Annotated in this window: 20 protein-coding genes and 2 tRNA genes; 9 read left to right on the top strand and 13 right to left on the bottom strand. The window is 35.4% G+C overall.

The window, feature by feature from the left end:
• Positions 1 to 372: 372 nt before the first annotated feature.
• Together leuS and H6F32_RS04760 are read left to right on the top strand one after the other, a co-directional pair.
• Positions 373 to 2,940 (top strand): leucine--tRNA ligase, encoded by a 2,568-nt coding sequence (gene leuS, locus H6F32_RS04765; RefSeq protein WP_190368190.1) that lies wholly within the window; start codon positions 373 to 375, stop codon positions 2,938 to 2,940.
• 183 nt (positions 2,941 to 3,123) lie between these two features.
• Positions 3,124 to 3,453, top strand: a complete 330-nt coding sequence (locus tag H6F32_RS04760; RefSeq protein ID WP_190368189.1) for a helix-turn-helix domain-containing protein — start codon at positions 3,124 to 3,126, stop codon at positions 3,451 to 3,453.
• A gap of 108 nt (positions 3,454 to 3,561) precedes the next feature.
• On the opposite strand, the gene H6F32_RS04755 is transcribed toward H6F32_RS04760, so the two are convergent.
• Together H6F32_RS04755 and H6F32_RS04750 are read right to left on the bottom strand one after the other, a co-directional pair.
• A complete protein-coding gene (locus H6F32_RS04755) occupies positions 3,562 to 5,019 on the bottom strand; it encodes an MFS transporter (RefSeq protein ID WP_190368188.1) in 1,458 nt (485 codons plus the stop codon).
• A gap of 19 nt (positions 5,020 to 5,038) precedes the next feature.
• Positions 5,039 to 6,517: an MFS transporter gene (locus H6F32_RS04750; protein ID WP_190368187.1), complete on the bottom strand. Its 1,479-nt coding sequence runs from the start codon at positions 6,515 to 6,517 to the stop codon at positions 5,039 to 5,041.
• A 95-nt stretch (positions 6,518 to 6,612) separates the two neighbouring features.
• Here H6F32_RS04750 and H6F32_RS04745 point away from each other — a divergent pair, with 95 nt between their 5' ends.
• Entirely contained in the window at positions 6,613 to 7,128 is a 516-nt protein-coding gene (locus tag H6F32_RS04745) for a phosphoribosyltransferase (RefSeq protein ID WP_190368186.1), read from the top strand.
• A gap of 47 nt (positions 7,129 to 7,175) precedes the next feature.
• Here H6F32_RS04745 and H6F32_RS04740 read toward each other — a convergent pair whose 3' ends face one another.
• Entirely contained in the window at positions 7,176 to 8,093 is a 918-nt protein-coding gene (locus H6F32_RS04740; RefSeq protein ID WP_190368185.1) for an AEC family transporter, read from the bottom strand.
• Positions 8,094 to 8,560: 467 nt separating this feature from the next.
• Positions 8,561 to 12,082, bottom strand: a complete 3,522-nt coding sequence (gene metH, locus H6F32_RS04735; protein WP_190368184.1) for a methionine synthase — start codon at positions 12,080 to 12,082, stop codon at positions 8,561 to 8,563.
• 110 nt (positions 12,083 to 12,192) lie between these two features.
• On the opposite strand from metH, the gene H6F32_RS04730 reads away from it, so the two are divergent.
• Together H6F32_RS04730 and H6F32_RS04725 are read left to right on the top strand one after the other, a co-directional pair.
• Positions 12,193 to 13,101: an N-acetylmuramoyl-L-alanine amidase gene (locus tag H6F32_RS04730; protein WP_190368263.1), complete on the top strand. Its 909-nt coding sequence runs from the start codon at positions 12,193 to 12,195 to the stop codon at positions 13,099 to 13,101.
• Between the two features lie 201 nt (positions 13,102 to 13,302).
• Positions 13,303 to 13,449 (top strand): hypothetical protein, encoded by a 147-nt coding sequence (locus H6F32_RS04725; protein WP_190368183.1) that lies wholly within the window; start codon positions 13,303 to 13,305, stop codon positions 13,447 to 13,449.
• A gap of 72 nt (positions 13,450 to 13,521) precedes the next feature.
• Here H6F32_RS04725 and H6F32_RS04720 read toward each other — a convergent pair.
• Positions 13,522 to 13,606 (bottom strand) — tRNA-Ser (locus H6F32_RS04720).
• Between the two features lie 87 nt (positions 13,607 to 13,693).
• Positions 13,694 to 16,033, bottom strand: a complete 2,340-nt coding sequence (locus tag H6F32_RS04715) for a ComEC/Rec2 family competence protein (protein ID WP_190368262.1) — start codon at positions 16,031 to 16,033, stop codon at positions 13,694 to 13,696.
• Between the two features lie 628 nt (positions 16,034 to 16,661).
• On the opposite strand from H6F32_RS04715, the gene H6F32_RS04710 reads away from it, so the two are divergent.
• The 4 genes from H6F32_RS04710 (at position 16,662) to pth (ending at position 19,903) form a co-directional block, all read left to right on the top strand.
• On the top strand, positions 16,662 to 17,576 hold the full coding sequence (locus H6F32_RS04710) for an alpha/beta fold hydrolase (protein ID WP_313926391.1): 915 nt from the start codon (positions 16,662 to 16,664) through the stop codon (positions 17,574 to 17,576).
• Between the two features lie 266 nt (positions 17,577 to 17,842).
• Positions 17,843 to 18,823 (top strand): protochlorophyllide reductase, encoded by a 981-nt coding sequence (locus H6F32_RS04705; RefSeq protein WP_190368182.1) that lies wholly within the window; start codon positions 17,843 to 17,845, stop codon positions 18,821 to 18,823.
• A 136-nt stretch (positions 18,824 to 18,959) separates the two neighbouring features.
• Positions 18,960 to 19,232, top strand: a complete 273-nt coding sequence (locus tag H6F32_RS04700) for a TatA/E family twin arginine-targeting protein translocase (protein ID WP_190368181.1) — start codon at positions 18,960 to 18,962, stop codon at positions 19,230 to 19,232.
• Positions 19,229 to 19,903, top strand: a complete 675-nt coding sequence (gene pth / locus H6F32_RS04695) for an aminoacyl-tRNA hydrolase (protein ID WP_190368180.1) — start codon at positions 19,229 to 19,231, stop codon at positions 19,901 to 19,903. The genes H6F32_RS04700 and pth overlap by 4 nt, the downstream gene beginning before the upstream one ends.
• Before the next feature lie 87 nt (positions 19,904 to 19,990).
• On the opposite strand, the gene H6F32_RS04690 is transcribed toward pth, so the two are convergent.
• The 7 genes from H6F32_RS04690 to alr all read right to left on the bottom strand — a co-directional run bounded on the left by H6F32_RS04690 (position 19,991) and on the right by alr (position 26,238).
• Complete coding sequence (locus H6F32_RS04690; RefSeq protein WP_190368179.1) at positions 19,991 to 20,494, bottom strand: hypothetical protein; 504 nt, start codon at positions 20,492 to 20,494, stop codon at positions 19,991 to 19,993.
• A gap of 263 nt (positions 20,495 to 20,757) precedes the next feature.
• Positions 20,758 to 22,059: a dihydrolipoamide acetyltransferase family protein gene (locus H6F32_RS04685; protein WP_190368178.1), complete on the bottom strand. Its 1,302-nt coding sequence runs from the start codon at positions 22,057 to 22,059 to the stop codon at positions 20,758 to 20,760.
• 466 nt (positions 22,060 to 22,525) lie between these two features.
• Positions 22,526 to 22,741 (bottom strand): acetyltransferase, encoded by a 216-nt coding sequence (locus H6F32_RS04680; RefSeq protein ID WP_190368177.1) that lies wholly within the window; start codon positions 22,739 to 22,741, stop codon positions 22,526 to 22,528.
• Between the two features lie 40 nt (positions 22,742 to 22,781).
• The gene (locus H6F32_RS04675) at positions 22,782 to 23,090 is read right to left on the bottom strand and encodes a DUF3181 family protein (protein WP_190368176.1); all 309 of its coding nucleotides are present in this window, start codon (positions 23,088 to 23,090) and stop codon (positions 22,782 to 22,784) included.
• An 888-nt stretch (positions 23,091 to 23,978) separates the two neighbouring features.
• Positions 23,979 to 24,230: a hypothetical protein gene (locus tag H6F32_RS04670; protein WP_190368175.1), complete on the bottom strand. Its 252-nt coding sequence runs from the start codon at positions 24,228 to 24,230 to the stop codon at positions 23,979 to 23,981.
• Between the two features lie 262 nt (positions 24,231 to 24,492).
• Positions 24,493 to 24,574, bottom strand: a tRNA-Leu gene (locus tag H6F32_RS04665).
• Positions 24,575 to 25,038: 464 nt separating this feature from the next.
• Entirely contained in the window at positions 25,039 to 26,238 is a 1,200-nt protein-coding gene (gene alr / locus H6F32_RS04660) for an alanine racemase (protein ID WP_190368174.1), read from the bottom strand.
• Between the last annotated feature and the right edge of the window lie 240 nt (positions 26,239 to 26,478).

The raw sequence follows: 26,478 nt of genomic DNA, 5'->3' as shown, positions 1-26,478 counted from the left end.
GACTGTCTTTCATAAACTTCTAATATGCTGTATGTAAAATCTGTGAAATCCTTTAATCCGTCTAATCTGTGATTCTGACTGGGGATTAATGGTTTAGAAACGGTAGAGAATGGGATGACTTTATCGCTAAAGGTAAGTTTCAGTCCCCTTGCGGGGATTAGGTAAGTAGAAACCAGGGTTTTTGACCTCGCTCCAGTCCCTGCAAAAATCTATGTGTCTATCATACAATAACTACTTGTTACCGTCAAACATAATTTTATCTAAATTTTGTATCTTTCAACAACAAAAACTTCATCAGGCTAAATGGCTGTATCTGTAGTCTATATTATGCCAAAATAGCGAAACCAAGTAATCACATCAGGAGTTTTCATTGTGGAGTCTCGATACAACCCAGAAAATATAGAAGATAAATGGCAGAAAAAATGGTTAGAAATCGGCTTAGATAAAACAGATAAAGATAAAAGCAAACCTAAATTTTATGCCCTTTCCATGTTCCCTTACCCCTCCGGTAGCTTGCACATGGGTCACGTTCGTAACTACACAATTACAGACGTAATAGGTCGCCTGAAAAAAATGCAAGGGTATAGAGTATTACATCCAATGGGATGGGATGCCTTTGGTTTACCTGCGGAAAATGCCGCCATAGATCGCGGTGTACCTCCTGCAAAATGGACATATCAAAACATTGTCCAAATGAAGCAACAGTTACAACGTCTGGGTTTATCCTTAGATTGGGAATGTGAAATTGCTACCTGTTCACCAGATTATTATAAGTGGACACAATGGATATTTTTACAACTTTTAGCAGCAGGTTTAGCTTATCAAAAAGAAGCGGCCGTAAATTGGGACCCAGTAGATCAAACAGTATTAGCTAACGAACAAGTTGACAGTGAAGGTAGAGGTTTCCGTTCTGGCGCAATAGTAGAACGTAAATTACTAAGACAGTGGTTTTTTAAAATTACGGACTATGCTGAAGAACTACTCAACGACTTAGATAAATTAACAGGTTGGCCAGAACGAGTTAAATTAATGCAAGCCAACTGGATAGGAAAATCCACAGGTGCATATTTAGAATTTCCCATTGTGGGTAGTGATGAAAAAATAGGTGTTTATACCACTCGTCCTGATACCGTTTATGGTGTTAGCTACGTCGTATTAGCCCCAGAACACCCTTTAACTCAAATTGTCACCACATCAGACCAAAAAGCCGCCGTTGAAGCCTTTATTAAAGAAGTTAGTAATCAAAGCGAATTAGAACGCACTGCGGAAGATAAACCCAAACGGGGTATTTTTACAGGTGCTAAAGCAATTAATCCCTTTAATGGCGAATCCATTCCTATTTTAATCGCTGACTATGTACTCTATGAATATGGTACAGGTGCGGTTATGGGAGTACCAGCGCATGATGTTCGGGATTTTAAATTTGCTAAAGAGCAAAATTTGCCCATTAAAGTAGTAATTGTTCCTGAAAATAGCACAGAAGAAATATTAACCGCAGCCTACACAGAACCAGGAATTTTAGTTAACTCAGGTGAATTTAATGGTATTAATTCAGTAGTAGCAAAAACAGCAATTACAGAATATGCCGAAAAGCAAAACTTCGGTAAATTAAGAGTACAATATCGCCTCAGAGATTGGTTAATTTCCCGTCAAAGATATTGGGGCGCACCTATTCCTGTAATTCACTGTCCTGAATGTGGAATTGTCCCCGTACCAGAGCAAGATTTACCTGTAATTTTACCAGAAGAAGTAGAATTTACAGGACGCGGAGGTTCACCTTTAGCACAAATGGAAGATTGGGTAAATGTACCTTGTCCAAGTTGTGGTACTCCTGCAAAAAGAGAAACAGATACTATGGATACTTTTGTTGATTCTTCTTGGTATTTTCTGCGTTATGTAGATGCCAAAAATGAGCAGCAAATCTTCAATTCTGACATGGTAAATGATTGGATGCCTGTAGATCAATATGTGGGCGGAATTGAACACGCAATTTTACATTTATTGTATTCTCGTTTCTTTACCAAAGTATTAAGAGATCGGGGTTTATATAACTTTGATGAACCTTTTAAAAAGTTATTAACTCAAGGAATGGTTCAGGGTTTAACTTACATGAATCCTAATAAGGGAGGTAAAGATAAATGGATACCTTCCTATTTAGTAGATGCGAATAATCCTGTAGATCCGAAAACAGGAGAACCTTTACAAAAGTTATATGCTACTATGTCTAAATCTAAAGGAAATGGTGTAGCACCGGAGGATGTGATTGCTAAATATGGTGTAGATACAGCGCGGATGTTCATTTTATTTAAAGCACCTCCAGAGAAAGATTTAGAATGGGATGAAGCAGATGTGGAGGGACAATTTAGGTTTTTACATCGGGTTTGGAGATTGGTTACAGATTATGTAAATGCAGGAGTTTGTAAACAAAAAGTAGAAGTTGATAAGTTAGATAAAGGGGAAAAAGATTTAAGAAGAATCATTCATTTAGCAATTCAAGCAATTACGGAAGATGTGGAAGACGAATATCAATTTAATACCGCAATTTCCGAATTGATGAAATTAAGTAATGGGTTAAATGATGCTAATTTAAAAAATTCACCAATTTACGCGGAAGGGATTAAAACGTTAGTGATTTTATTAGCACCTTTCGCGCCTCATATTGCTGATGAATTATGGCAATTATTGGGGAATACAAATTCTGTGCATCAGGAAAATTGGCCAAGTTTTGATCCTGCGGCGTTAATAGCTGATGAAATTACTTTGGTAATTCAAATTATGGGTAAAACTCGCGGTTCTATTCAAGTTCCTTCCCAGTTAGATAAGGCTGGTTTGGAAAAATATGCGCGAGAATCTGAAGTTGCACAGCGCTATATTGAAGGGAAGGAAATTAAGAAGGTAATTGTCGTTCCTGGTAAGTTGGTTAATTTCGTTTTGGGTTAGGTTTTCTCACGCAGAGGCGCAGAGGCACGGAGAGTTTTTTGAGGTGGGTTGGCGAAAGTTTAACCCACCTTTTATTTTTTGGTTGTGACTTGTTTTTTTAGTAAGTAGTCGTGCAAAATAAATTGCACATTAGAAACATAAAGTGATAAAGTATCTTATGAACAGTAATAAGTAGGAACAATCATGCGATTTATTAGAGATTTAACTTTTGATACTGCCAAATTATTAAATAGAATATACAAGCAAAGTAGACATTATCAAGTTAGACAAAGAGCGCATTGTATTTTATTGAGCTATAAAGGAGTGACAATTCCTGAATTAATAGAATTTTTTCAAGTGAGTAGGAGAACAATATATTACGATCCGTCTCTTGCGATACAATCACTGGTTAGACCGTATGCTGATCAAGATTCATTACTATCTAAGGTCATAAAAGATATTGCTGATGAACTGGATACCACAGAAGAAATAGCTTTAGATTATGGAATCAAGGCTAAAACAGCTATCAATTAAATTAGGGACTGATCTAAATCAGTGTGTAGTTTGTAGCGATCGCTTGACATTCAAGACAGTAGCTACTATTTAGTGGATATAAATTAAGAAAGGATTAGGTTTTTACAACTAAACATTATCTTGATGATGGCGTTCTTTAAGTTGTAACATGATTTCTGCATGAATTTCACGAGTTAAGGGATAAAAGTAATTTACTAGTAAACCCAAAATTAAAAATATCATGGTTAGTGGACTTATTACTAAACGAATACCTAATAATGCAGATTCAGGTTGTACAATAAGTGTTTCTCCAGTTCCCGCTTGAAAACCAGAGATTTCTAAACCATAACTAACCAAAAATATTCCTAAAGCTAATACTAATTTTTGCAGAAAAACCACAAAACCATAAAATATTCCTTCTCGTCTTTGGCCATGATTCAACTCATCTAAATCTATCACATCAGTAATCATTGACCAAGGTATTAAATAAGCTGTAGATAATCCACAACCTACCATCACACACAGTAAATACGTAACATACATTTGTTGAGGTTGCAAGAAAAATATCCCAAAGGAAGCAATTATCCAAATACCAATACCTAAGAAATAAACACTTTTCCTACCATATTCTTTACTTAAATAACTCCAACAATATAACATTATTAAAGCTGTTACTTGGACAACAATCATTAATTGTGGAATATGAGATGGTGGTAACTTCATCAAATAAATCACAAAATAGGGAAAAATTGTGGCTGTAATATTTGCCCCTAACCAAGAACAGAGGAAAATAATAATTACGAATAGAAAAGGTTTATTATCCCAAAGATTTTTTAATTGTTCTGTGAAAGGAATATGTTCTAATTCCTGGTTATGAATATGTTGTTTTTCAAATAAAAGTAAGCGATCGCGTGTTTGCCAAACACACCAATATAAACATATAATTGTCACTACACTAAAAATTCCTGCCAATAACAAATATTGATTTTTTATCTGTAGATTTGTAAAAATAGGATGAGAAAAAATAATTTGTACTAAAATTAATGATGAGATTTCACCAATAATAGAAAATGTAAAGCGAAAGCTATTTAAACTAGTACGTTCATCATAATCTTGAGTTAATTCAGGAGTCATTGCACCATAAGGTAAACTTACTGCTGTAAATAATGCTTCGGCAATAATTCCTATCACAACATAATACCAAAATAATAAACCAACATTACTATTTTGATTCTGATTGAATGAAGGTACAAGCCACTGTAAAAAACGAAATAAAGCAAATGGTATAGTACCATAGACAATCCAAGATAAACGACGACCCCAACGAAGAGATTTTGTTTGATCACTTAACCATCCAATTAAAGGGTCATTAACTGCATCCCAAACTTTACCAATTAATAAAATAGCACCGGCTAAACCTGGGGAAATACCTGCTACATTAGTAAAGAAAGTTAACATAAATATAGCAGTCATATTGCCTGCCATAGATTGTCCTAAAGTACCAATACCATAGGATAATTTGGTAGTAAAATCCAATTTACCATTCGAGTTTTCCCCATTGTGATAATTATTAATATTATTATTCATTGATCGTCCCTTATTCTCACTACTTTGTAGTTGGTTTGTGCTTATTTTTTTGGTGTTTTTCCGCTAATTGTAACATTATTTCTGCGTGCATTTCCCGAGTAATAGGATAGAAATAAGTTAAAATTAGACCTAATATTAAACAAATTGTTGGGATCGGTCCAACGGCGACACGAATAGCGAAAAGTGCTGAATCTGGTTGTATAATATTCACTCCTCCAATTGACTCTTTAAAACCCGATGTTTGTAAAGCATTACCAACTAAAAAAAGTCCTAACGCTAAACCGAATTTTTGTAATAAAACCATAAAACCATAAAATATACCCTCTCGTCTTTGTCCTGTTTGTAATTCATCTAATTCTATAACATCAGGTATCATAGACCAAGGAATTAAATAAGCTGTGGACACACCAAAGCCTGCCATAATTGCCATGATATACATTAAGGTAATTTGGTGAGGTTGTAGGAAAAATAGTCCTCCAGCAGCAATTATCCATAAACTCATTCCTAAGAAATAAACTGTTTTTTTCCCAACTTTTTTACTTAAGTTACTCCAGAAAAATAGCATGATTAAAGCGGTAGCTTGTACTGCTATCATCACTGTAGGAACATCCGCATTTTTCATGTTCATACAGTAAACTACAAAATAGGGAATAATACTAGCAGTGACTTGTACCCCTAACCAAGAACAAAGATAGATACCAATAACAAAGAGAAATGGTTTATTGCTAAAAGCAATTTTTATTTGTGTTAAGAAAGGGATATTTTCTGTTTCTTCTTGAGTTTGTAAACGGTTATTTTCCATCAATAACACTCGTTGTTTTGTGCCAAAAACACACCAATATAAAGATAGGATAGAAATAATGGTACAAACACTAGCTAAAACTATATATTGATATTGAGGATCAGGAACTACATCAAAAACTATTTTGGCTAATATTAAACATAAAATACTACCACTAATAGAAAAAGTAAAGCGAAAACTATTTAAACTTGTACGTTCATCATAATCATGGGTAAGTTCAGGAGTCATTGCTGTATAAGGTAAACTCACGACTGTATATAATGCTTGTCCAATAATACCAATGAGCACATAATACCAAAATAACGCCCAAATATTATTATTAGGATTGTTGCTAAATGGAGGTACAATCCATTGGAGAAAGAAGAAAATACCGAAGGGAATAGCACCATAAAAAAGCCAAGGTAAACGACGACCCCAACGAGTAGATTTTGTGTTATCCGTTAATAACCCAACTATGGGATCATTAATACCATCCCATATTTTACCCACCATTAAAATACTACCAGCTAAACCTGCGGGAATACCTGCCACGTTGGTGAAAAATATTAATAGAAAAAAGATGGAAACATTTCCGGTAATAGCCGGTCCTAAATCTCCAGCACCATAAGCTAATTTAGTGCTAAAATCTAGTTTTTCAGAAATAGCATTGTTTTCGATATTGTCATCACCATAAAAATTTTTTGCTGAATTTTTCATAATTAACCAGGTTTATATTATAAAATAATTTGCGATTTACTTAATGTTTGTGATCAATTTATTATCAATGACAAATTACTAGAAATTACAAATTTATGTCAGAAATTTACATTTCTTGGTCAGAATATCATCATCTGATTGAACGGTTAGCAATAAATATCTATGATTCTGGTTGGGAATTTAACCAAGTTGTTTGTTTAGCTAGGGGAGGTTTACGAGTAGGAGATGTTCTTTCTCGTATTTATAATCTACCTTTGGCAATTTTAGCCACGTCATCTTATGCTGATGGAAGTAAAAACGATAGGAATAGTCTGATTATATCCCCACAGTTGACTATGACTACGGAAAAATTGGGCGATCGCATTTTATTAGTAGATGACCTAGTAGATTCTGGTATTACCCTACAAAAAACAATACCTTGGTTAGAACAATATAGTCAATGTGCAATTACGGAAATTAAAACGGCAGTAATTTGGTATAAATCCTGTTCCGTGATTATTCCTGATTACTATACTACTTATCTACCGGAAAATCCCTGGATTCATCAACCTTTTGAATTTTATGAACATATTACTCCCCAGGAGTTAAAATCAAAAATTGGTAATTGGTGATTGGTAAAATAACTATCAACTGTTAATTATCAATTGTTAATTGTCAATTACCACAGCCACAACCACAAAGGTAAAGTAAATAATAATACTATCACTCCCATCGCTAAAGTTGTCACTGCTAAATCATGATCTAAATTGAAGGTTTCTGCTAATACCAATGTAGCAAAAGCTGGAGGCATACCTGTTTGTAAGATTATTACTAGTGCTGGTTTACCTGTAACACCCAAACATGATAATAGTATCCCTACAATCACAGGAACTAATAACATTTTAATCACAACACTAATGGATGCTTGGGGTATATTCCCCCAAGAAGTTAAGCGCGACATTCTTACGCCAATTAATATCAATGATAAGGCCAAAATAGCCCAAGCGATTTTATCTAAGGCAAATTCTAAGGGTTGGGAAAGCGTCACTTGACGAAATAATACACCAAAACCAAAACTCCACAGTGCGGGATTGATAAAAATGACCTGTAGTATTTGTAAATAGTTGTGAATATTGTTACCAAATTTAGCAGCTAATACTGTTCCCACACCATAAGCAATAAATAGACTACCCAGTAAATCATAAAATAACGCCCAAGCAAAATAATCTTTACCAACCATTGCTAAGGTGACAGGAAAACCTAAATAGCCTGTATTTCCTACCATAGCTGCTAAAATTACACTACCTTGAGTTTTAACTGGGGAGGTGGTTTTACGGCAATAACTGTAGGTTTTCATTGCTAACCATGCTAATAATATTCCTATAAACATGGCAAAATAGGCGATCGCTGGTGCTATCCAAATTTGACCTGATAAGTCAGTTTTGCGTAAAAACGCAATGATAGTTATGGGTACTCCGATCCAAAATAGAAAGCGACCGATATAAGTAGCAGTGTTACTGGGTAGTTTACGTCCTAAGATAAATCCTAGTGAGACTAAGCCAATTAATTTTATGTAGAGTTCTATAATATTTGTCAAGACTACACCTAATATCTTTGATATGGTTAATTTATACGTGTTTTGTAAAACAGCTTATTTAACAATGACCAAAAATCTGGGATACAAGCCCCGTGCTTGACGGCTTTTGTTGATTTTTAATATACCTTCAGGTCGGTGAGTATGTCAAAACTTTACCCCATTACTGTTTTTTGGGCTTGATGGAGAATTGGAGAAAATCTGTAATTGTTTACTTTTGTAAAGTTGATAATCTGGCAAATGATCAGATTTTAACAGGGATGGAAACTTTATAAGATGTACAGGCAAGATGCCTGTGTTACGGGTTTTTGATCACCTTTTCCCGCAAGGGGATGGAAACATAGCCTCAACCCAAGTAAATAGTAGCGCAAGCATCTTGCTTGCATTCATGATCTAAATTACAGAAAAAAGAGTAGGAAAATTAATCAAGTCCTCGGTGAATTATTGATATAATTCACCGAGGATTTTAACTAAGCTGTAAAATACTTAGCTATAGGATGATAGGCAATAATGGCTGTAGTTGATTGTTCTGGATACAATTGTTCACTATCATCCATATACATTTTAATTCTCTGAGTTCTTAATAACTGCAATTGTGTAAATTGATCTTGAATATTAGGACAAGCGGGATAACCAAAACTGTAACGTGAACCTTGATAACGCTGTGCTAAAATATCCCGAATATTATCAGGTTCAATATCCCCAAAACCTAACTCTTTTCTAATTCTGGCATGAGTCCATTCTGCTAATGCTTCAGCTATTTGTACAGCCATACCATGAAAATACAAATAATCGGTATATTGATTGTTAGCAAATAGCTTTTGGGCAAATTCTGTGGCTACTTCCCCTACGGTAACAGCTTGCATGGGAAATACATCCATCATTCCAGAATCTTTAGCTAAGAAGAAATCAGCAATACATAATCTTTTCCCAGACTTTTGACGCGGAAACTCAAAACTAGCAATTTTTTGAGTTTGCGTTTCCACATCATAAATATGTAAAGTATTTCCTTCAGACTGACAGGGGAAATATCCATAAATGACTTGGGGATGTAATAATTTCTCGTCAATAATGCGTTTTTTCCAAATTTCTAAAATTGGGTAAACTGTGTGTTCTAAAAATTCTTGATGTTCTTCTTTTGACTTATCTTTTGCTTTGCGAAATTGCCATTGTCCAACAAATAATGCTTGTAAGTCTAAATACCAAAATAATTCTTCTAAAGAAATATCTTCTGGCTGTAATAATGTTGTTCCCCAAAATGGAGGTTGAGGACGTTCTATATTGATATCTACAGCTTCAGAGGGACGAGTATCTATTTCCTTAACTTCTGTTTTTACAGGAGTTTTTTCACTAGAGGAAATATCCTTTTCAGGAAGAGGTGTATTTTCCACAAATTCATCCATAAAGCCTTTAATATCATCCCAATTTCCTGTGGCTTTTGCTGGCATTAATTTATCCATAAAATGCAAGTCAGAAAAAGCGTCTTTACCATATATTACTTGACCATTATAGGTATTTTGACAATCTTGATTCACAAATTTCGGGGTTAATGCTGCACCTCCCAAAATTACGGGGACAGTAATACCTTGTTCATTGAAAACCTGTAAGTTCTCTTTCATAAACGCAGTAGATTTTACTAGTAAACCACTCATGGCAATACAATCTGGTTGATGTTCATGGTATGCTTGAATGATATTTTCTACTGGTTGTTTAATGCCTAAATTGATTACTTTATAGCCATTATTAGATAAGATGATATCTACTAGGTTTTTACCTATATCATGAACATCTCCTTTAACAGTAGCAATGACAAATTTACCTTTGGCATTATTTCCTGATTCTGATTTTTCCATGAAAGGTTCTAAATAGGCCACTGCTGCTTTCATGGTTTCGGCTGACTGCAACACAAAAGGTAACTGCATTTGTCCAGAACCGAATAATTCTCCTACTACTTTCATGCCATCTAAGAGAAATGTGTTGATAATTTCTAAGGGAGGATATTGTTCTAATGCTTTGGTTAATTGTGCTTCTAAACCTATTCTTTCTCCGTCAATAATATGGCGTTTTAATCTTTCTTCAATGGGTAAATTTTCATCAATTCCTGTATTACGTTTAGCTTTGACTCCTGCAAAAACTTTTGTTAATTCTCCTAATGGATCATAAATGCAAACATCACCATCAAATCTCCGTTGATCATAAATTAATTGGCAGCAAATTTCCTGATGTTGCGGATCTATTTTGGCTAAAGGTAATATCTTACTGGCACTAACGATCGCTGCATCCATCCCAGCATTCATGGCTTCATGTAAAAACATGGAATTTAACACTATTCGCGCTGCTGGATTTAAACCGAAGGATATATTTGATACACCTAAAATTACATGACATCCTGGTAATTCTTGGCGAATGCGTCTAATTGACTCTATGGTGGCTTTGCCATTTTCCCGATCTTCTTCTATTCCTGTGGAAATAGGTAAAGCTAATGTGTCAAAGAATATTTCAGTTGCGGGTATACCATATTCTACAGCTTGATGGTAAGCACGATGGGCAATGGCGAATTTTTTATCTGCGGTTCTGGCCATGCCATCTTCATCAATTGTACCAATAACTACCCCCGCGCCGTATTTTTTCGCAATCTCCAAGACCTTTAAAAATCGCGGTTCTCCATCTTCATAGTTGGTGGAATTGAGTAAACATTTACCACCCGCTACTTTTAACCCTGCTTCCATTTTCTCCCATTCTGTGGAGTCTAGCATCAGAGGTAAGGTAACATTATTAACTATGCGAGAAACAACTTCGTGCATATCCCGCACACCGTCACGACCAACATAATCTACGTTGACATCTAATATATGTGCGCCTTCTTTTACTTGTTCCCGTGCCATGGAGACTAAACCATTCCAGTCTTCGGCATTCAGTAAGTCTCGGCATTTTTTAGAACCACTGGCGTTTAACCTTTCCCCCACTATGAGGAAGGAATTATCTTGAATGTAGGGTTGTGTTGTATAAATTGATGCGGCTGATGGTTCTAAAATCGGTTTTCTAATAGCGGGTTTTAATTCTTGGGCAATTTCTGCTAATTGTTGAATATGTGCCGGTTTTGTACCACAACATCCACCAATTACTTGCACTCCTAAGTCTTCGATAAAGTGCATTAATGCCATGCGTAGTTCTACGGGTGTAAGTTTGTAATGTGCTTGACCTCCAATATTTTCGGGTAGGCCAGCATTGGGAATACAGGAAACTACGAAGGGGGAATGTTCTGATAAATACTTGATGTGGGGTTTCATCAAGTCTGGTCCTGTGGCACAGTTTAAACCAAGTATATCAATTTTGTAAGGTTCTAATATGGTGACAACGGCTGCTATTTCTGTGCCGACTAACATTGTTCCCATGCTTTCCATTGTCACGGAAACCATGATCGGTTTTCTTGTACTTTTTTTAGTAAATGCTTCTTCAATTCCGTTCAATGCAGCTTTGATTTGTAATACGTCTTGGCAGGTTTCAACTATTAATAAATCTACTCCACCATCTATTAATGCTTCCACTTGTTCAGCAAAAGCTATTTTCATGGTGTCAAAGGCGATGTGTCCTAAGGTGGGAAGTTTTGTGGTAGGTCCGATAGAACCAGCAACATAGCGAGGTTTTTCGGGGGTGCTAAATTCTGATGCTACTTGTTTAGCTAGTTCCGCTGCGGTTTTATTGAGATAATAGGTTTGATCTTGAAGGTTATATTCTGCTAATACAATAGATGTACCACCAAAGGTATCGGTTTCAATGACATCTGCTCCTGCTGCTAAGAAGTCACGATGGACTTTAGCCACTGCTTCCGGTTTTGTATGTACTAAATATTCGTTACAACCTTCGTATTCTGGTCCTCCAAAGTCTGCTGCTGTGAGGTTTTGGGTTTGGAGGTTTGTTCCCATTCCGCCATCAAAGACGATTATAGGATGTTCGGGGCTATGTAGTCTTTCTAGGAATGAATATGTCATATTTTGATGGTAGTTTTGCTGTTGGTTAAGGATATTTTCTATTTTTGTTCCATAATGATAATCAATATTATGGGTTTTTTTTAGTTTTTTAGATGTATGAGATTAAGATGATGATATTTAGTGATTGGCTCAAAAGGTTTATATTTATTCTTTTGATTGTTGTGAGTTTGTTTGTGAGTTTGTTTGTGTTTGGGATGAGGCATAAAGAGCAAAGTGGTAATTTAGTATCTACTGTCACGGGTCCTGTGGTTGGGGAATACCCGATGATGAGTGTTCCATCTTTTGCAAGTTCTCCTCAACAGGTTACTACACAGAAAAAATCTTTAGAACAAAAAATTTTACAACAAACTGCTGTGAAAGAAAAATCTGTGTCACCAACTCCTGCTAAAATTAAACCTGTTTATGGTGGATATGTGACTACTGCGGCTTTTGCTATTTATAAACCTCGTTATCAAGTGGTTGCGGTTAATCCTACTAATTATGGCGATCGCTATTCTACTGATGTTAATGGTAATCCTGTCAATAATCAAGCTATTATTGTTCTTCATGAAACCAGTAATTCTGCTTCTAGTGCAATTAATTTCTTTAAAAACACTAATAATGATGAAAATGTCCAGGCCAGTTATCATGCGTTAATTGCTTTGGATGGTAGAGTAATTTATTTAGTACCTCCTGATAAACGCGCTTTTGGCGCTGGTAATTCGGTTTTTGACGGTGGTAATGGTGTGGAAACTGTGCAAACTAATCCTAATTTACCACCTTCGGTAAATAATTTCGCCTATCATGTTTCTCTGGAAACTCCCCCAGATGCTTGGGGTAAGGAGAATATTACAGGACATAGTGGTTACACGGATGCACAATATAATTCTTTGGCTTGGTTAATTGCTCAAAGTCAAGTACCAGATGATAGAATTACAACTCATAAGGCTGTGGATAGGTCTGGAAGAAAAGTAGATCCGTTAAGTTTCGATTTTGATAAGTTCTTTAATCTTCTCCATCGTTTTAGAACTTTAGCATAAATATATTACCTGTCTAATTTTATCTGTATTCATTTCTGTTTTATGGTGCATCATTTACATGGTAATTATGGTAATTTATTGTTATCCTGACTGTTAATTATTGCATAGATAGATCATGCAATCTCTTACTAATTACCTACGTTCTGTGACTATGGCTCAATCTGTTGAACTAGAATGGTAATTATCATCTCTTAGTACCTAATGAAATATGTCATTATCCAATTTTACCCCTTGGTTATAGTGGGAAAAACCCAGCAATTAACATGGCAATTAGAACATGAACAGCAAAAAGCAGCACGTTTAGCAGAAAAGTTGCGAGAGTTGGGTATTAACCCAGATAAGGTATGATGAAAATTAATTTAATTAGTTTAGTTAAATCAAAGTTTTGCAGGTATCTTACTTGAATTACTATGTTGATAACGGAGAGGGGGGGATTCGAACCCCCGTTGAGTTGCCCCAAAACGCATTTCGAGTGCGTCACCATCAACCACTCGGACACCTCTCCAGTTTAACGACATTATAACACATTGTGGATTAAAAACAAGCCCCAGATCCCCGATTTCTTTAAGAAGTTGGGGATCGAAATGTGCTATCACAACACTGAAGATTTATTTTCTGTATTTCGTATAAAGGTGGAAAATTGCTGGTTTGGTGTCCATTGAATAGCCCCATCTTTACCTGTAAAATATATCTTTGTTGATGATTTTTTTAAGGTGGATAATGTGGTATTTTCTAGGTTACTGTTGGGAGCGATCGCTATTTGTGGTTTTAAGGCTAAAACCAGTTCTGGTAATGCTTCTGAGGTACACCACAGAACATCTACAGGAGATAATTGTCCACTTTTAATTAATTCTAAAATTGGTGCTGCGGGAGTATTGCCTACTAATAACCAATTTTGATCTAAAATTTGTAGTTTTATAATTGGTATTTGATCATCAATTAGTTGTATTATTGTAGATTTATTGGTGATCATTTGACCAATTAGTAATGGCCGATATATGCCTTTTTGTTGTTGTAGTTGTTGTTGAATTATTTGGGTTTCTAATTGATCATCTGTATTAGGAGTATATTCATAGAAGTTTTTGATGGGTAATTTGTCCATTATTTCTAACCACGCATCTTTGCTATAACCAGGAAATTTACTAGCAATGGCGTTATTTATTTGATTTATGCCTTGTTGTCTTAAAAATGGTAAAATTGTGAATCTTCCTGTACCTTCGTCACCACTATTTATCAATGTAACATTACCTTGTTCTTGAATTACTAATACTGGTTCATTTCTAGTTGCTAATAATGTGACTTGAAATAAATTATTAGTGGAATACCACAGAGGAACTAATATTAACGCAACAGCAATGATTAAACTTAACCACCAGCGTTTTTGGAAACCTTTAATTAACCAAGTAATAATAATTAAAGCATAAATAGCCAACATTTGTAAATTAGAAATACTACCAACTGTAATTATATTTCCTGGTAAGTTCTCAAATAGTTCTACTATGGCAATTAACCAGTGAGTTGGATAATACAAAAAACTGGCTAAAATGCTTCCTATATCTGGAGAAATAACACTGAATAAACTAGAAAGCATTCCTCCCAAACTAATTACAGAAATGAACGGGGTAGCGATAATATTTAAAGGTAAACTATAAATAATTAGGGAGTTACAAAATTCTAATAATCTGGGTGTAGTCCACATTGTAGCAGCTAAGGGTACAGAGATTAAAGAAGCGATCGCTGGAGGCATCCAATCTAAACGTTTATCAATGGCTGATGCTGTGACTACTAACCCTAATGTGGCCAAAAAACTCAGTTGAAAACCTAAATTCCAAATCCATAAAGGGTTAAATAATAATAGCAGAGTTGCTGCTAATAGCAAAGATCCTAGCTGTTTAATATTTCTGCCTAAAGCCAAACCTAGTAAAGCTGCAAAACCCATAATTACCGCTCTTAAAATTGCGGGTTCAAAGCCAGATAAACACAGGAAAATAATTAAACCTAATGTTCCACAAATGATTTGTATTTTCTTACTACTGCGTTTAGTTAAAGTGAGAATTACTCCCAAAATTAAGGAAGTTTGAAAACCCGAAGCAGCTAAAGCATGAGCTAAACCAGTATTAACAAATATGTCACGAATATCATACGGTAGATCAACCGCTTTATTACCTAATACCATCGCACTGACAAGAATACCTTCTGGTACACCTAAAAAGCGTACTTGCGATCGCACAATTTTATCTCGTATTTGCCACCATCCCCAGTTTTTACCTTCATCTAAAATGTTCATCTGTTTACCCACTAAACCGGCAAAACAGCCCTCTTGTTGTAAATACCTTTGAAAATCAAATCCACCGGGATTTATAGGCTTTGTAGGCTTGTATAATAGCCCTGTTACTGCTACCTCTTCACCTGGGTATAAACCTGTTACTTGCAGCATTGGTACTGTGACATATAATTTACCTGTTGCACCTTTAGGCGAACTTACAGCACCTTTATCGTTTGTAACTTCATCTAGTTGGGTTACATTTAACCAGAATTGTCCTTTTTGACTGCGGGTTAAGCGGGGTTTACTATCTACAAAACCACGTACAATTACCACTTGTTCTAAGTTACCACTATCAGCAATTACAAATTTACTAATATCTTTTTCTCCTGGTACTGGGACACGCCAATTAAAATATAATGTTGCTAGTAAGCCAATAATTCCAGCTATAATCCATATACGAGGATGGGGAGCGCAAGATAGAATATTTAAGTTAAAATTGGAGTTACCTTTTTGAGCTAATTTTCGCCATCTGGCATAAATTAGAGGAGATATTACTGCGATAAAAATCCCTAATAGTAAAATCCATAAACCACTCCAGGGAAAAGCCGTAGATAATAGCCCTAGTATATAACTCAGACAAATAATTACGAAATTCGTTTGCATTATTTCAATCCTATTTTAATCCACAATCACCTATTACAGCGATTCTCACTTTTAATAATGGCGTTTTCATATCGGGGTGAGGAAAATAAAAGTGATCTTTTCTTGATAGAATCAAAAAGAGATCACTAACTTTTCAAATTTTAAATTATGTTAAATAGTTTAATCGCTAAACTCAAAGAAGTCAAGCATTTTCGGCAATCTCAAGAGACAAGACAGGAGTTAAGTTGATGTGCAGATATATTGTATATTCTGAAATTCACAAAAAACTTGCCTGAAAGTGTCTTCAGTTTTGACTTGCTGTTGTGAATTTTTCATGCAAAATAGCTTATGGGTAGTCCTAGCTATTATTATTTTAGGCTTATGAATAGGAAATGTCAGTTATAAGTAAATTGCTGATTTTAGTAAAGCTGAAGAAAAAAGTTAAACCTGCCATCTTATAGTACAATAAGAAGATTAACTAGTGGAATCAATATCATAGAGATTCAGTGAATATTTGACTTTTTTAGCAATGAAAATAAGATCCCTTGATTTGTAAATGTTGACTTTTACATAATGCCAAAATTAAGGTATTAATTGCCAAGATAACTGGAAGATTTGCAACAATTTGATTAATAAATAGGAAATTTTTAATATGGGCATGAATCATCTACTACAACAATTGTCTGATTTATTACTTAATATAGGGATATTTATAGTAATTGGCTACGGTGGTATTTGTATATTTTTGCTAATGCGACAAAGGTGGTTTATTTTCTTTCCTTCTCGTGTGATAGAAAAAACACCAGCGGAATTGAATCTTCCTTATCAAGATGTGAGATTACCAGTAACATCTAAATTAGGAAAAACAGAAAAAATTCATGGTTGGTGGATGAAATCATCAAAACAAAATGCTCCAGTTTTGCTATATTTACATGGCAATGGTTTAAATATTAGTGCCAATATTAATCATAGTAAAAGATTTTATGAATTAGGCTTTTCGGTATTATTAATAGATTATCGTGGTTATGGTTGGAGTGATGGGAATTTTCCCAGGGAAAAATCTGTTTATGAAGATGCTATGACAGGATGGAATTTTTTAGTTAAAACCCAAAATATACTACCAGAAAATATAATTATTTATGGACATTCATTGGGGGGAGCGATCGCTATAGACCTAGCTATTAAACAACCAAAAGCAGCAGGTGTAATTGTAGAAAGTTCCTTTACATCTATTCTAGAAATGGTCACAATTCAAAAAAGATTTTCATTATTTCCAGTAAAATTATTACTCAATCAAAAATTTGCTTCCATTGATAAATTACCCAAATTAAAAATACCTATTTTATTCATTCATGGTACAGCCGATAGTACCGTGCCATCCTTCATGAGTGAAAAACTTTATGCAGTTGCTCCAACGCCGAAAAGCTTGATTTTAGCTCCTGGAGCAGATCATAATAATATTGCTACCACTGTAGGTTTAGAGTATTTAAAATGGATACAATCTTTTATTAATCAGCATTTATTAGTTAAATATAGCAGGGAAAAGGGAACAGAGAACAGAGAATAACAGAATTAAAAGTCTATTAATGTCTAGGTTTTTTCCTCAATTTGTTGTATCTCATTCAAGTGCATACTGCTATAGTTGACTAGATTAATAAATTAGATTGGTAGGGTGCATCAGACAGTATAAATCATGTAAATAACCAAATTGTTGATATCTGATGCACCTTACAAGAGATTTTTTAGTGTGACACTTGCGTAAGTCCTAATGAAATTAGCAATAGGATATGAGATCATAGAAATACTTAACTAAAAATCCGCAAAATCTCAACAATGGAACAAACACGCAAATCAACAGTAATTATTACCGGCGCATCCTCCGGAGTCGGTTTACAAGCAGCCAAAGCCCTTGCAGATAGAGGAAATTGGCACGTGATCATGGCCTGCCGCGATTTAGTCAAAGCCGAAAAAGCCGCCCAAAGTGTAGGAATGCCTCAAAACAGCTACACTCTGATGCACATTGACTTAGGATCTTTAGACAGTACAAGACAGTTTGTAAATAACTTCCGTGCTACTGGCAGAACATTAGAAGCGTTGGTTTGCAATGCGGCCATTTATATGCCTTTAATAAAACAACCTTTACGTTCTCCTGAAGGATATGAATTAACTGTTACCACTAATCACTTAAGTCATTTCCTGCTATGTAATTTAATGTTAGAGGATTTACAAAAGTCCCCTGCAACGGATAAAAGATTAGTAATTTTAGGAACTGTTACCCACAATCCCGATGAATTAGGTGGTAAAATTCCTCCCAGACCAGACTTAGGCAACTTTGAAGGTTTTGCGGCAGGTTTCCAAGATCCCATTTCCATGATAGATGGCAAGAAATTTGAACCTGTAAAAGCATACAAAGATAGCAAAGTGTGTAACGTCCTGACCATGAGGGAGTTACATCGTCGTTATCACGAATCCACAGGTATTATTTTCAGTTCATTGTATCCTGGTTGTGTAGCTACCACAGCATTATTCCGCAATCATTACCCCTTATTCCAGAAACTCTTCCCCATTTTCCAACAAAAGATTACTGGTGGTTTTGTATCTGAAGAATTATCTGGCCAGCGTGTTGCTATGGTAGTAGCAGATCCAGAATACAAACAATCAGGTATTTATTGGAGTTGGGGCAACCGTCAAAAGAAAGATCGTGAATCTTTTGTGCAAAGAGTTTCACCTCAAGCCAGAGATAATGAAAAAGGTGAACTAATGTGGAAATATAGTGCCCAATTAGTTGGACTGCCAGAACTCGCAAGAGTGTAATAGCAGTTAGCTATCAGCCGTTAATTAGTAGGGGTTTAGCAGTGCTAAACCCCTACTAAGAGTCAGAATATCCGATGCCTGACTTTTGATTTGACGAAGTGCGCTTTGCACCCATATTAATATAGGAGAAATGAACATGAATATATTTGGTATTGGCTTACCAGAAATGATGGTAATTCTAGTAGTAGCATTATTAATATTTGGTCCAAAAAAATTACCAGAAATTGGCCGGAGTTTAGCTAAAACTCTTCGCAGTTTTCAAGAGGCTTCTAATGAGTTTCAAAATGAATTTAAAAAAGAAGCCGAACAAATTAAAGAAACTATCCAAACTAGTGCAGAAATAGATCATAAACAAGACACCAAACATATTGAACCTACGAAAACTGAACAGGAACATAAACAAGGATGAAGCAGGAAAAAAATAAAGAACTACAAGAACCAAAAGAACCAGTTTTAATCATTCCTCAATTAATAGTAGGATTAGGAAATCCTGAACCTAAATATGATCAAACTCGTCATAATATTGGTTTTGCTGCTATTGATGTTATTTCCCACGCTTGGAAAATTTCTTTAACTGAAAATCGCAAATTTCAAGCCCAATTTGGTGAAGGGATGACTTTAGGTAGTCACAGGATACGTTTACTGAAACCCTTAACTTACATGAACCGTTCAGGACAGGCTGTACAGGCTGTCACTAGTTGGTATAAACTACCTCCAGAATCGGTTTTAGTAATTTATGATGATTTAGATTTACCTTTGGGTAAAACGAGATTAAGGTTATCTGGTTCTGCTGGTGGACATAATGGGATGAAAAGTATTATTTCCCATCTTAATAGCCAAAATTTTCCCCGTTTACGCATTGGTATAGGTAAACCTAAAGGTGCAAAGGAAGCGGCAAAGGAGGGAGATAATTCACAAACAGTATCTCACGTTTTAGGCAAGTTTACAGCTACAGAAAATCAAGTTATGTCACAGGTTTTAAACTTTGTGGTTGACTGTTTAGAAATGAGTTGTAAACAGGGAGTAGAAAAAGCGATGAATGTTTGTAATAGTCGTAATTTTGAAGTTTCTGAATGTTAAAAATGTTAAAGTAGTCAGCCGTCAGTAGTCAGCTTTTTATCTTTGGCTGATAACTGACTAACTGACTAACTGATAGTTATTGGATAGCTATTGAGACAACACTTCAACTAATTGATCTATAGCTGCGCCATTTTCTTGGATAATTTTATCTGTTAACTTGAGCAGATTTTCTATATTTTTAGGTGTCGCATCATCCATATCATCGTTAGCACCTTTTAACAGTCCTTGAAAACGATAATATTGTTTATTTGGACCGGGAATATCTGGTAATAATTGTTCTAATTGACAAGTTACAGATTCACTACCACTATCTAATACTATATTAATTAGTGGTTGTACCCATTTTAATAATCCCCATTTTTTGGCATCTTCATAGGCATATTTCCGAATTAATGAACCTGTCCCCAAGGAAACTATTAAAATTTCATTTAATTGTAGTGGGGTTTTTCCAGGTTCTTGAGAGGAAATTAATGCTTCCATCATTGCTAAACTGGTAGGATTGTTAGCAAATAAACCACCATCAACTAGTGTGTAGAAATTGCGATCGTTAAGAAATGTATCTATGACAGGAATATGAGCATCTCTTAACATTAATTAATATATGAATTAAAATATTATTAATGATATAGATATTATGTTAAGTGAATATTTATGAATTAATATAGGTGATATCCCCGACTTCTTAAAGAAGTCGGGGATATGGTTGCTTAGTAGGTTGGATTAAGCGAAAAGCAAGCCAACCCAAAAATTCAGAAGTAAATTGTAAAATATTCAGTTAGTATCACCTAACAGAACAACTAACAATTACACGGTTAAATATTAAACAAAGCGCAACCCAATACAATAAACAATAATTACATTGTTAATGATTGAGCATTAGTTTCAATCAACTTAGCTAGGTCTTGTAAAAATGCTGCTGCGTGTGCGCCGTAAATAATACGATGATCACAGGTAATAGTAACTTGCATTTGTTGATGAACAGTAAATAAACCATCTGCGGTGGCTACCATCTGGGGACGAGATGCACCAATTGCTAAAATAGAACCTTGTCCGGGGGGTAAAATGGCATCAAAGGTATCTACACCAAACATTCCTAAATTAGACAGGGTAAATGTACCACTGTTATATTCTGCTGGTTGTAGTTGTTTGCTTCTAGCGCGTTCTACTAAAGATTTCCAATTGCGAGATACTGAATAAATATCCAGACTATCGGCATTTTGTAACACTGGTGTAATTAAACCGCCGTCATCCATAGCTACTGCTACAGCGATGTTAATTTGTGAATGGTTAACTATTCCCTGATCTGAATAACTGGCATTTAACAAAGGATGCTTCTGTAATGTTACGGCTACAGCTTTAGCTAGTAGTGCGGTCATTGTTACACCTTTAGATTTAATTTGTTTATAAAGTTTATCTAAAGCATCAGTGGTTATTGTGTAACTAACACGAAATACAGGTACAGTTAAGCTGGCTACCATACCCTTAACTACAGCATTCTGTAAGGTGCTAAATGGTGTGACTTGTCCAGGAACAGTGGATACAGGGGTTGGTGCTGGTGCTGTGGTATGTGTGCTGGCTGATGGGGTAGTGACTAAGGGTGTTTGTGGTACGGTGGGGGTTGTAGTGGTAACTACTGGGGTTTTACCTGTGGCTTTTTCGATATCTTCAGCTACAATACGACCATAGGGACCGCTACCTTTGAGGCCATGTAAGTCTATTTTTAGTTCTTTGGCGAGTTTTCGCGCTCTGGGAGATACTACTACTCGTCCTTCTTGATGGTTGGAACCGTTTTTACTAGCCGTGATAGATGTAGGTGCAGCTATGGTTTTGCCAACTGTGGCAAGTACGGGTATAGGTGCGGGTGCAGTTGCGGTTTTACTGGGGTCAGAAGAGGCAAAATTTTGTACTTCTGCTTGTGTTTCTACTATATAGGCGATCGCAGCGCCTACGGGAGCAACACCACCAGCAGGAACGATAATTTCGGCTAAATATCCTTCATAAAAGGATTCTACATCCATGTCGGCCTTATCTGACTCGACAACCACCACTGTTTCGCCTTTTTCTACTTTATCTCCTGGTGACTTGACCCAAGAAACAATTTTTCCTTCGGTCATGGTGGAACTCAACGCTGGCATAAATACTTCGTTAATACTCATGATGGATATGGTGGTTTCAGAATCAACAATATCTTGATCTATGAATTTTAACAGTTTTCTTATTCATCTGGTGATTTTTGGGAAAACTTACCTGGATGATGATAGTTGATTATAATTTATTGTTATATAAGTATATATTTTTAGGGTGCATGGGTAAAAGTTACAACCTTTCTAGAGATGTTATATATAACGTTTATACATGAAAACTGTCCGAGAGTTAAATGTATAAGCTGTTGTGCCTTTAACTTGAATAATTAATACAAGCAAGATGCTTGTGCTACTGTAACTTCAGGTTTTTTAATTATACAGTGAGTGCTGCACATTAGCTTATAACCACCAAACGCTTGTAGGGACAATTCATGAATTGTCCCTAGGATAATTTTCACCAAATGTCTAATGTAAATAATGGATGCAAGGATCTTGCTTGTTGCAATAGTATAATTTTAGGATCAAACTAAAGTATGAATTAAACAGGTTGTAAACGATAACTAGCATCTAACCAACAGCGTGGTAAGGTTTCTCCTGATGGAAATACTAATTCATCTTTAGTATAGGTATCTGTTTCTTGTTCTTCTTCTCCTTGTTGTTCTTGACCATGTACAATTTTACTGTTAGGATCAAGTAATTCTTGAAAATCAACTATTCTCACTAGATCACGGGTATTTTTGATTTGTAAAAACATATTTCCAATTCTCCTAGTTTTAATTGGTTATTGGTAATTGTTATATTTCTCGTTGATATTTTTCCAGAATATCTATTAATGTCACTTGACACTGTAAAGGTAATAAATCTAATAATGGCAGTTCTTTTCTTCCACCTCCAATTTTAATGGAAGTTGTTTGTAATATTTCGATAACTTTTTGCTCATTGACTGACTTTGATGTTAGTAATGGATATAATTTTTCAGCTAGAACATGATCTAATTTAGCATTAGATAAATAAAGATGCCATTTGGCAATATCCATATAGATATTTTCGCCTATTTCTGATGCTAGGGATTCTAGTATTTCTGTGGTATTAGTTTTTGCCATTGGTGATGATTAATTGATAATTGGTAATTGATAGTTGATAATTGTAGATCGAGTTTTCTACATTATGGCTTAATTACCGGAAAATTGGCAACTATCAAAAGTAATATTTAGGTGGTAATTGATAATGGGTAATTGGTAATTGGTAGTTTAGTTCCTGTGATTGATGATTTTAACTAGCTATAATAAGTATTTTCTTTGTTGGAAAATATCTAATTTTTTTGAAACTAAACTAATTGTTTTTTAATTGTTTTTGAATTTCTAACAATAAGGTAAGAAGATGAGTAGAAGTTTTAGAGGATGTTTGGCAAGTCTAAATTAACACAAAAATCGGCGATTGGAAATCGCGTCTACAGGGGCAAAGCCTGTCTACGCAGGTTAAAAATCCTTGTTTTTTCTTAGTCCACGCAGGTAGTCACTGAGCCTGTCGAAGTGTGGACTTTGGCTGTACAGTAGCGAATTATATTCGCTCTATACTTTTAAACATCCTCTTAGATAAGTCTCATCCACCTCGGATATTTGCTTCATAATGAAGTATGTCAGCCGATGCTACCAACGGTGCAACTTAGGCGGCTTTAAGATGAACAATATGATGTTTATCAACGATTTCATGATAGTTTGGTGATTTATCGGGATTTTCTGTTTTTCTGTTTGTCACCATTTTTTGGAATTGTTTTAATCGCTAAACTGCTTTTACCTCCATACATTAATTTTCTCATTTGTATTTTACATTGATAATGATGATAAATAGCTTTGTCTAAAATGTCTACATTCTTTGTCTGTTCTTTCTTTGTTTACAATTGTGTAAAAGACAATTCACAAGTAGTGTTTAGTAACATTTAAAGTTTTGTAAGGTGCGTTATAACACACCCTACTATTTTATCTGACAGCTTATGAATTTGATGATGGAGAATAATTAGCGATCGCACTAATATAAATTAAATGCAGTAATATTACAGCTAACCAACCTAAACTAAATGGTGTTAACCATTGCCAGGATGTGGATTTTAAAATGTGGAAAAACCATAACCCAGAAGTAACGGTGGCGGCGATCGCTACATGAACAGCAAAGTTCATTCTATCATCTAGTTTGCGAAATTCTGGATCTTGACGATCTGGTTCACGTGGCCAACGAGGAGGCATATATAAGTAAATTTTTGTGATATAAATACAACTTCTATTTTACAATATCATGGTTCTTGTGTTTTACCGACGATTAATACCTAAGAGTATGAAATGAAAATCTTACTCTTGTGTACCTGGAGTGCCTCTGGGCGAGACTTTCATCATACCTTTAATCAGCAATGCCCTCAATTTTATACCTGAGTTCAGCAATGGGGAATCTTCTGCTTTGTTGAAGATTAACTTCCAGCAGTTCTGCTATTCTGTCAAGATTTATACTAAATGCGGATGAAAGGACTTGAACCTTCACTCCTCTCGGAACTAGAACCTAAATCTAGCGCGTCTGCCAATTCCGCCACATCCGCAGTCATTTATTAATATAGCACAAAAAATTGGAGATGACAATAGGTAATCAGACTAAATTTTGTGGACACAGGAGATCAATTTAGTGCTTTTACCTATTCGTCTAATAATGCAGCAGTTTTAACAAGACTCGCTTGTACTATAAAGATAGTTCTTCCTCATCAAGATTAGTCTAACAGGTTTTTCCGCCTATGTCAAGAGGGAAAATTGTTTGAGCCTGGGCTTTTTTTTGATGCAAATAATCAGAATGTAATGCTTATAATTAGGGATTGCACCAAAAAGTCCTTTCGTGAAGATTAAGAAGTTCAAGGATATCAAGGAGTTTTTTGCATTTTGAAACGAGGTAAAAACCAACAAAGTGCAAGGTTTTCCAGTTCCCATGCCATAAAATCTTGCACTTTTTCCATTTCAAATTGCCTAAAATCCTTTACCTGTAATATTTTCATGTTTATTAGGCAAGCCCTAATTACATTACAGCTACACGGGGTAAACGATGTTTAAACCCACAGAGAATTTCCCAAGAGATGGTATTTAATTGGGTAGCCCAATCATCTGCGGAGATATATTTATTACCTTCATATCCTAGTAATGTTACTACTTCTCCTTCTTGAAGATCCTCAATATAAGTCACATCTAGCATTAGTTGATCCATAGTAATAGCGCCAATTTGGGATACAAGTTGACCACGAATTAATACTTGCATTTTGTGAGAAAGACTACGAGGCACACCATCGGCATAACCAATACCTACAACAGCAATACGCATATCTGTGGGGGCGATAAAATGATGACCATAACTGACTCCGGTGCCAGCAGTGATGGTTTTGACTTGAGTAATTCTGGCTTTGAGTTGTAAAACTGGTTGTAATTTAACTTGGTTGTATAAATTCTTTTCTAAATGGGTTGCTGGATAAAGTCCATACATGGCTAAACCTACTCTAACCATGTCATAGTGTAAATTTCTATTGGTAAGAGTTGCGGCTGAGTTAGCTAGATGTAATGTGGGAATGTGGATACCTTTAGCTTTAATTTGAGTAATTGCTTGATCAAATCGTCTTTGTTGTTCATTCATAGTGGTAGGATCAGGACTATCGGCGGTAGCTAGATGAGAATAAACGCTATTAATCTGTAAATGAGGGAGTCCTTGTACTAACTGGACAAATTCCGCAGCTTGTCGCCAATCTGTGCCTAATCTGGACATTCCCGTGTCTAATTTGATATGTACAGGTAAACAACCATGATATGGAATGTTTTCCAAGGTATTAGAAAATTCTAGGGCTTGTTTAGGACTGCAAAGGGTAGGTTGTAATTGCCAGTGAGCGATCGCCTGAACTTGTTCGTGGGTGTGGGTAGCTCCTAAGATCAAAATAGGTGCTTTAATGCCTTCTTCTCTTAGTTGAATCCCTTCTGGAACAGTAGCTACACCTAACACATTAGCACCAGCATTAATAGCAGTTTTAGATACCATTACTGCACCATGACCATAGGCATCTGCTTTAACAACCGCCATTAATTGACTATGGGGTGATATTAATTTAATTAACTGTTTTATATTATGAGATAATGCTCCTAAGTCAATTTCTACCCAAGCACGTTGGGAAAACCAAGCATAGGTGTTACTTTGTTGAGTGTCAGCAAAAACTGGAGTTTGCTTACTATTAAACATTGTGATTTACTCCTATTGCACCACGTAAGACTTCTGACATCTCTTAGAAGTCATATCACTATTAATCAGGAAGTTTAACCTTGATCCGGTAATTATACCAGCTATCAGGAATATTCAAACTTGGTTGTTTTGGAGTCAGTGACAAATGATGTTACCGTATAGCGATCTTATTTATTGATAGCAATTCTTATACTAGTTTAGTATGATATAGTGCTTAATCAAGAAGCGTTGTGTGCAATA

The sequence above is a fragment of the Anabaena sp. FACHB-1237 genome, assembly GCF_014696225.1.
Lineage (GTDB): Bacteria > Cyanobacteriota > Cyanobacteriia > Cyanobacteriales > Nostocaceae > FACHB-1237.
The sequence above is the reverse complement of the archived record's forward strand: the minus strand, read 5'-3'. Positions and strand labels throughout refer to the sequence as shown.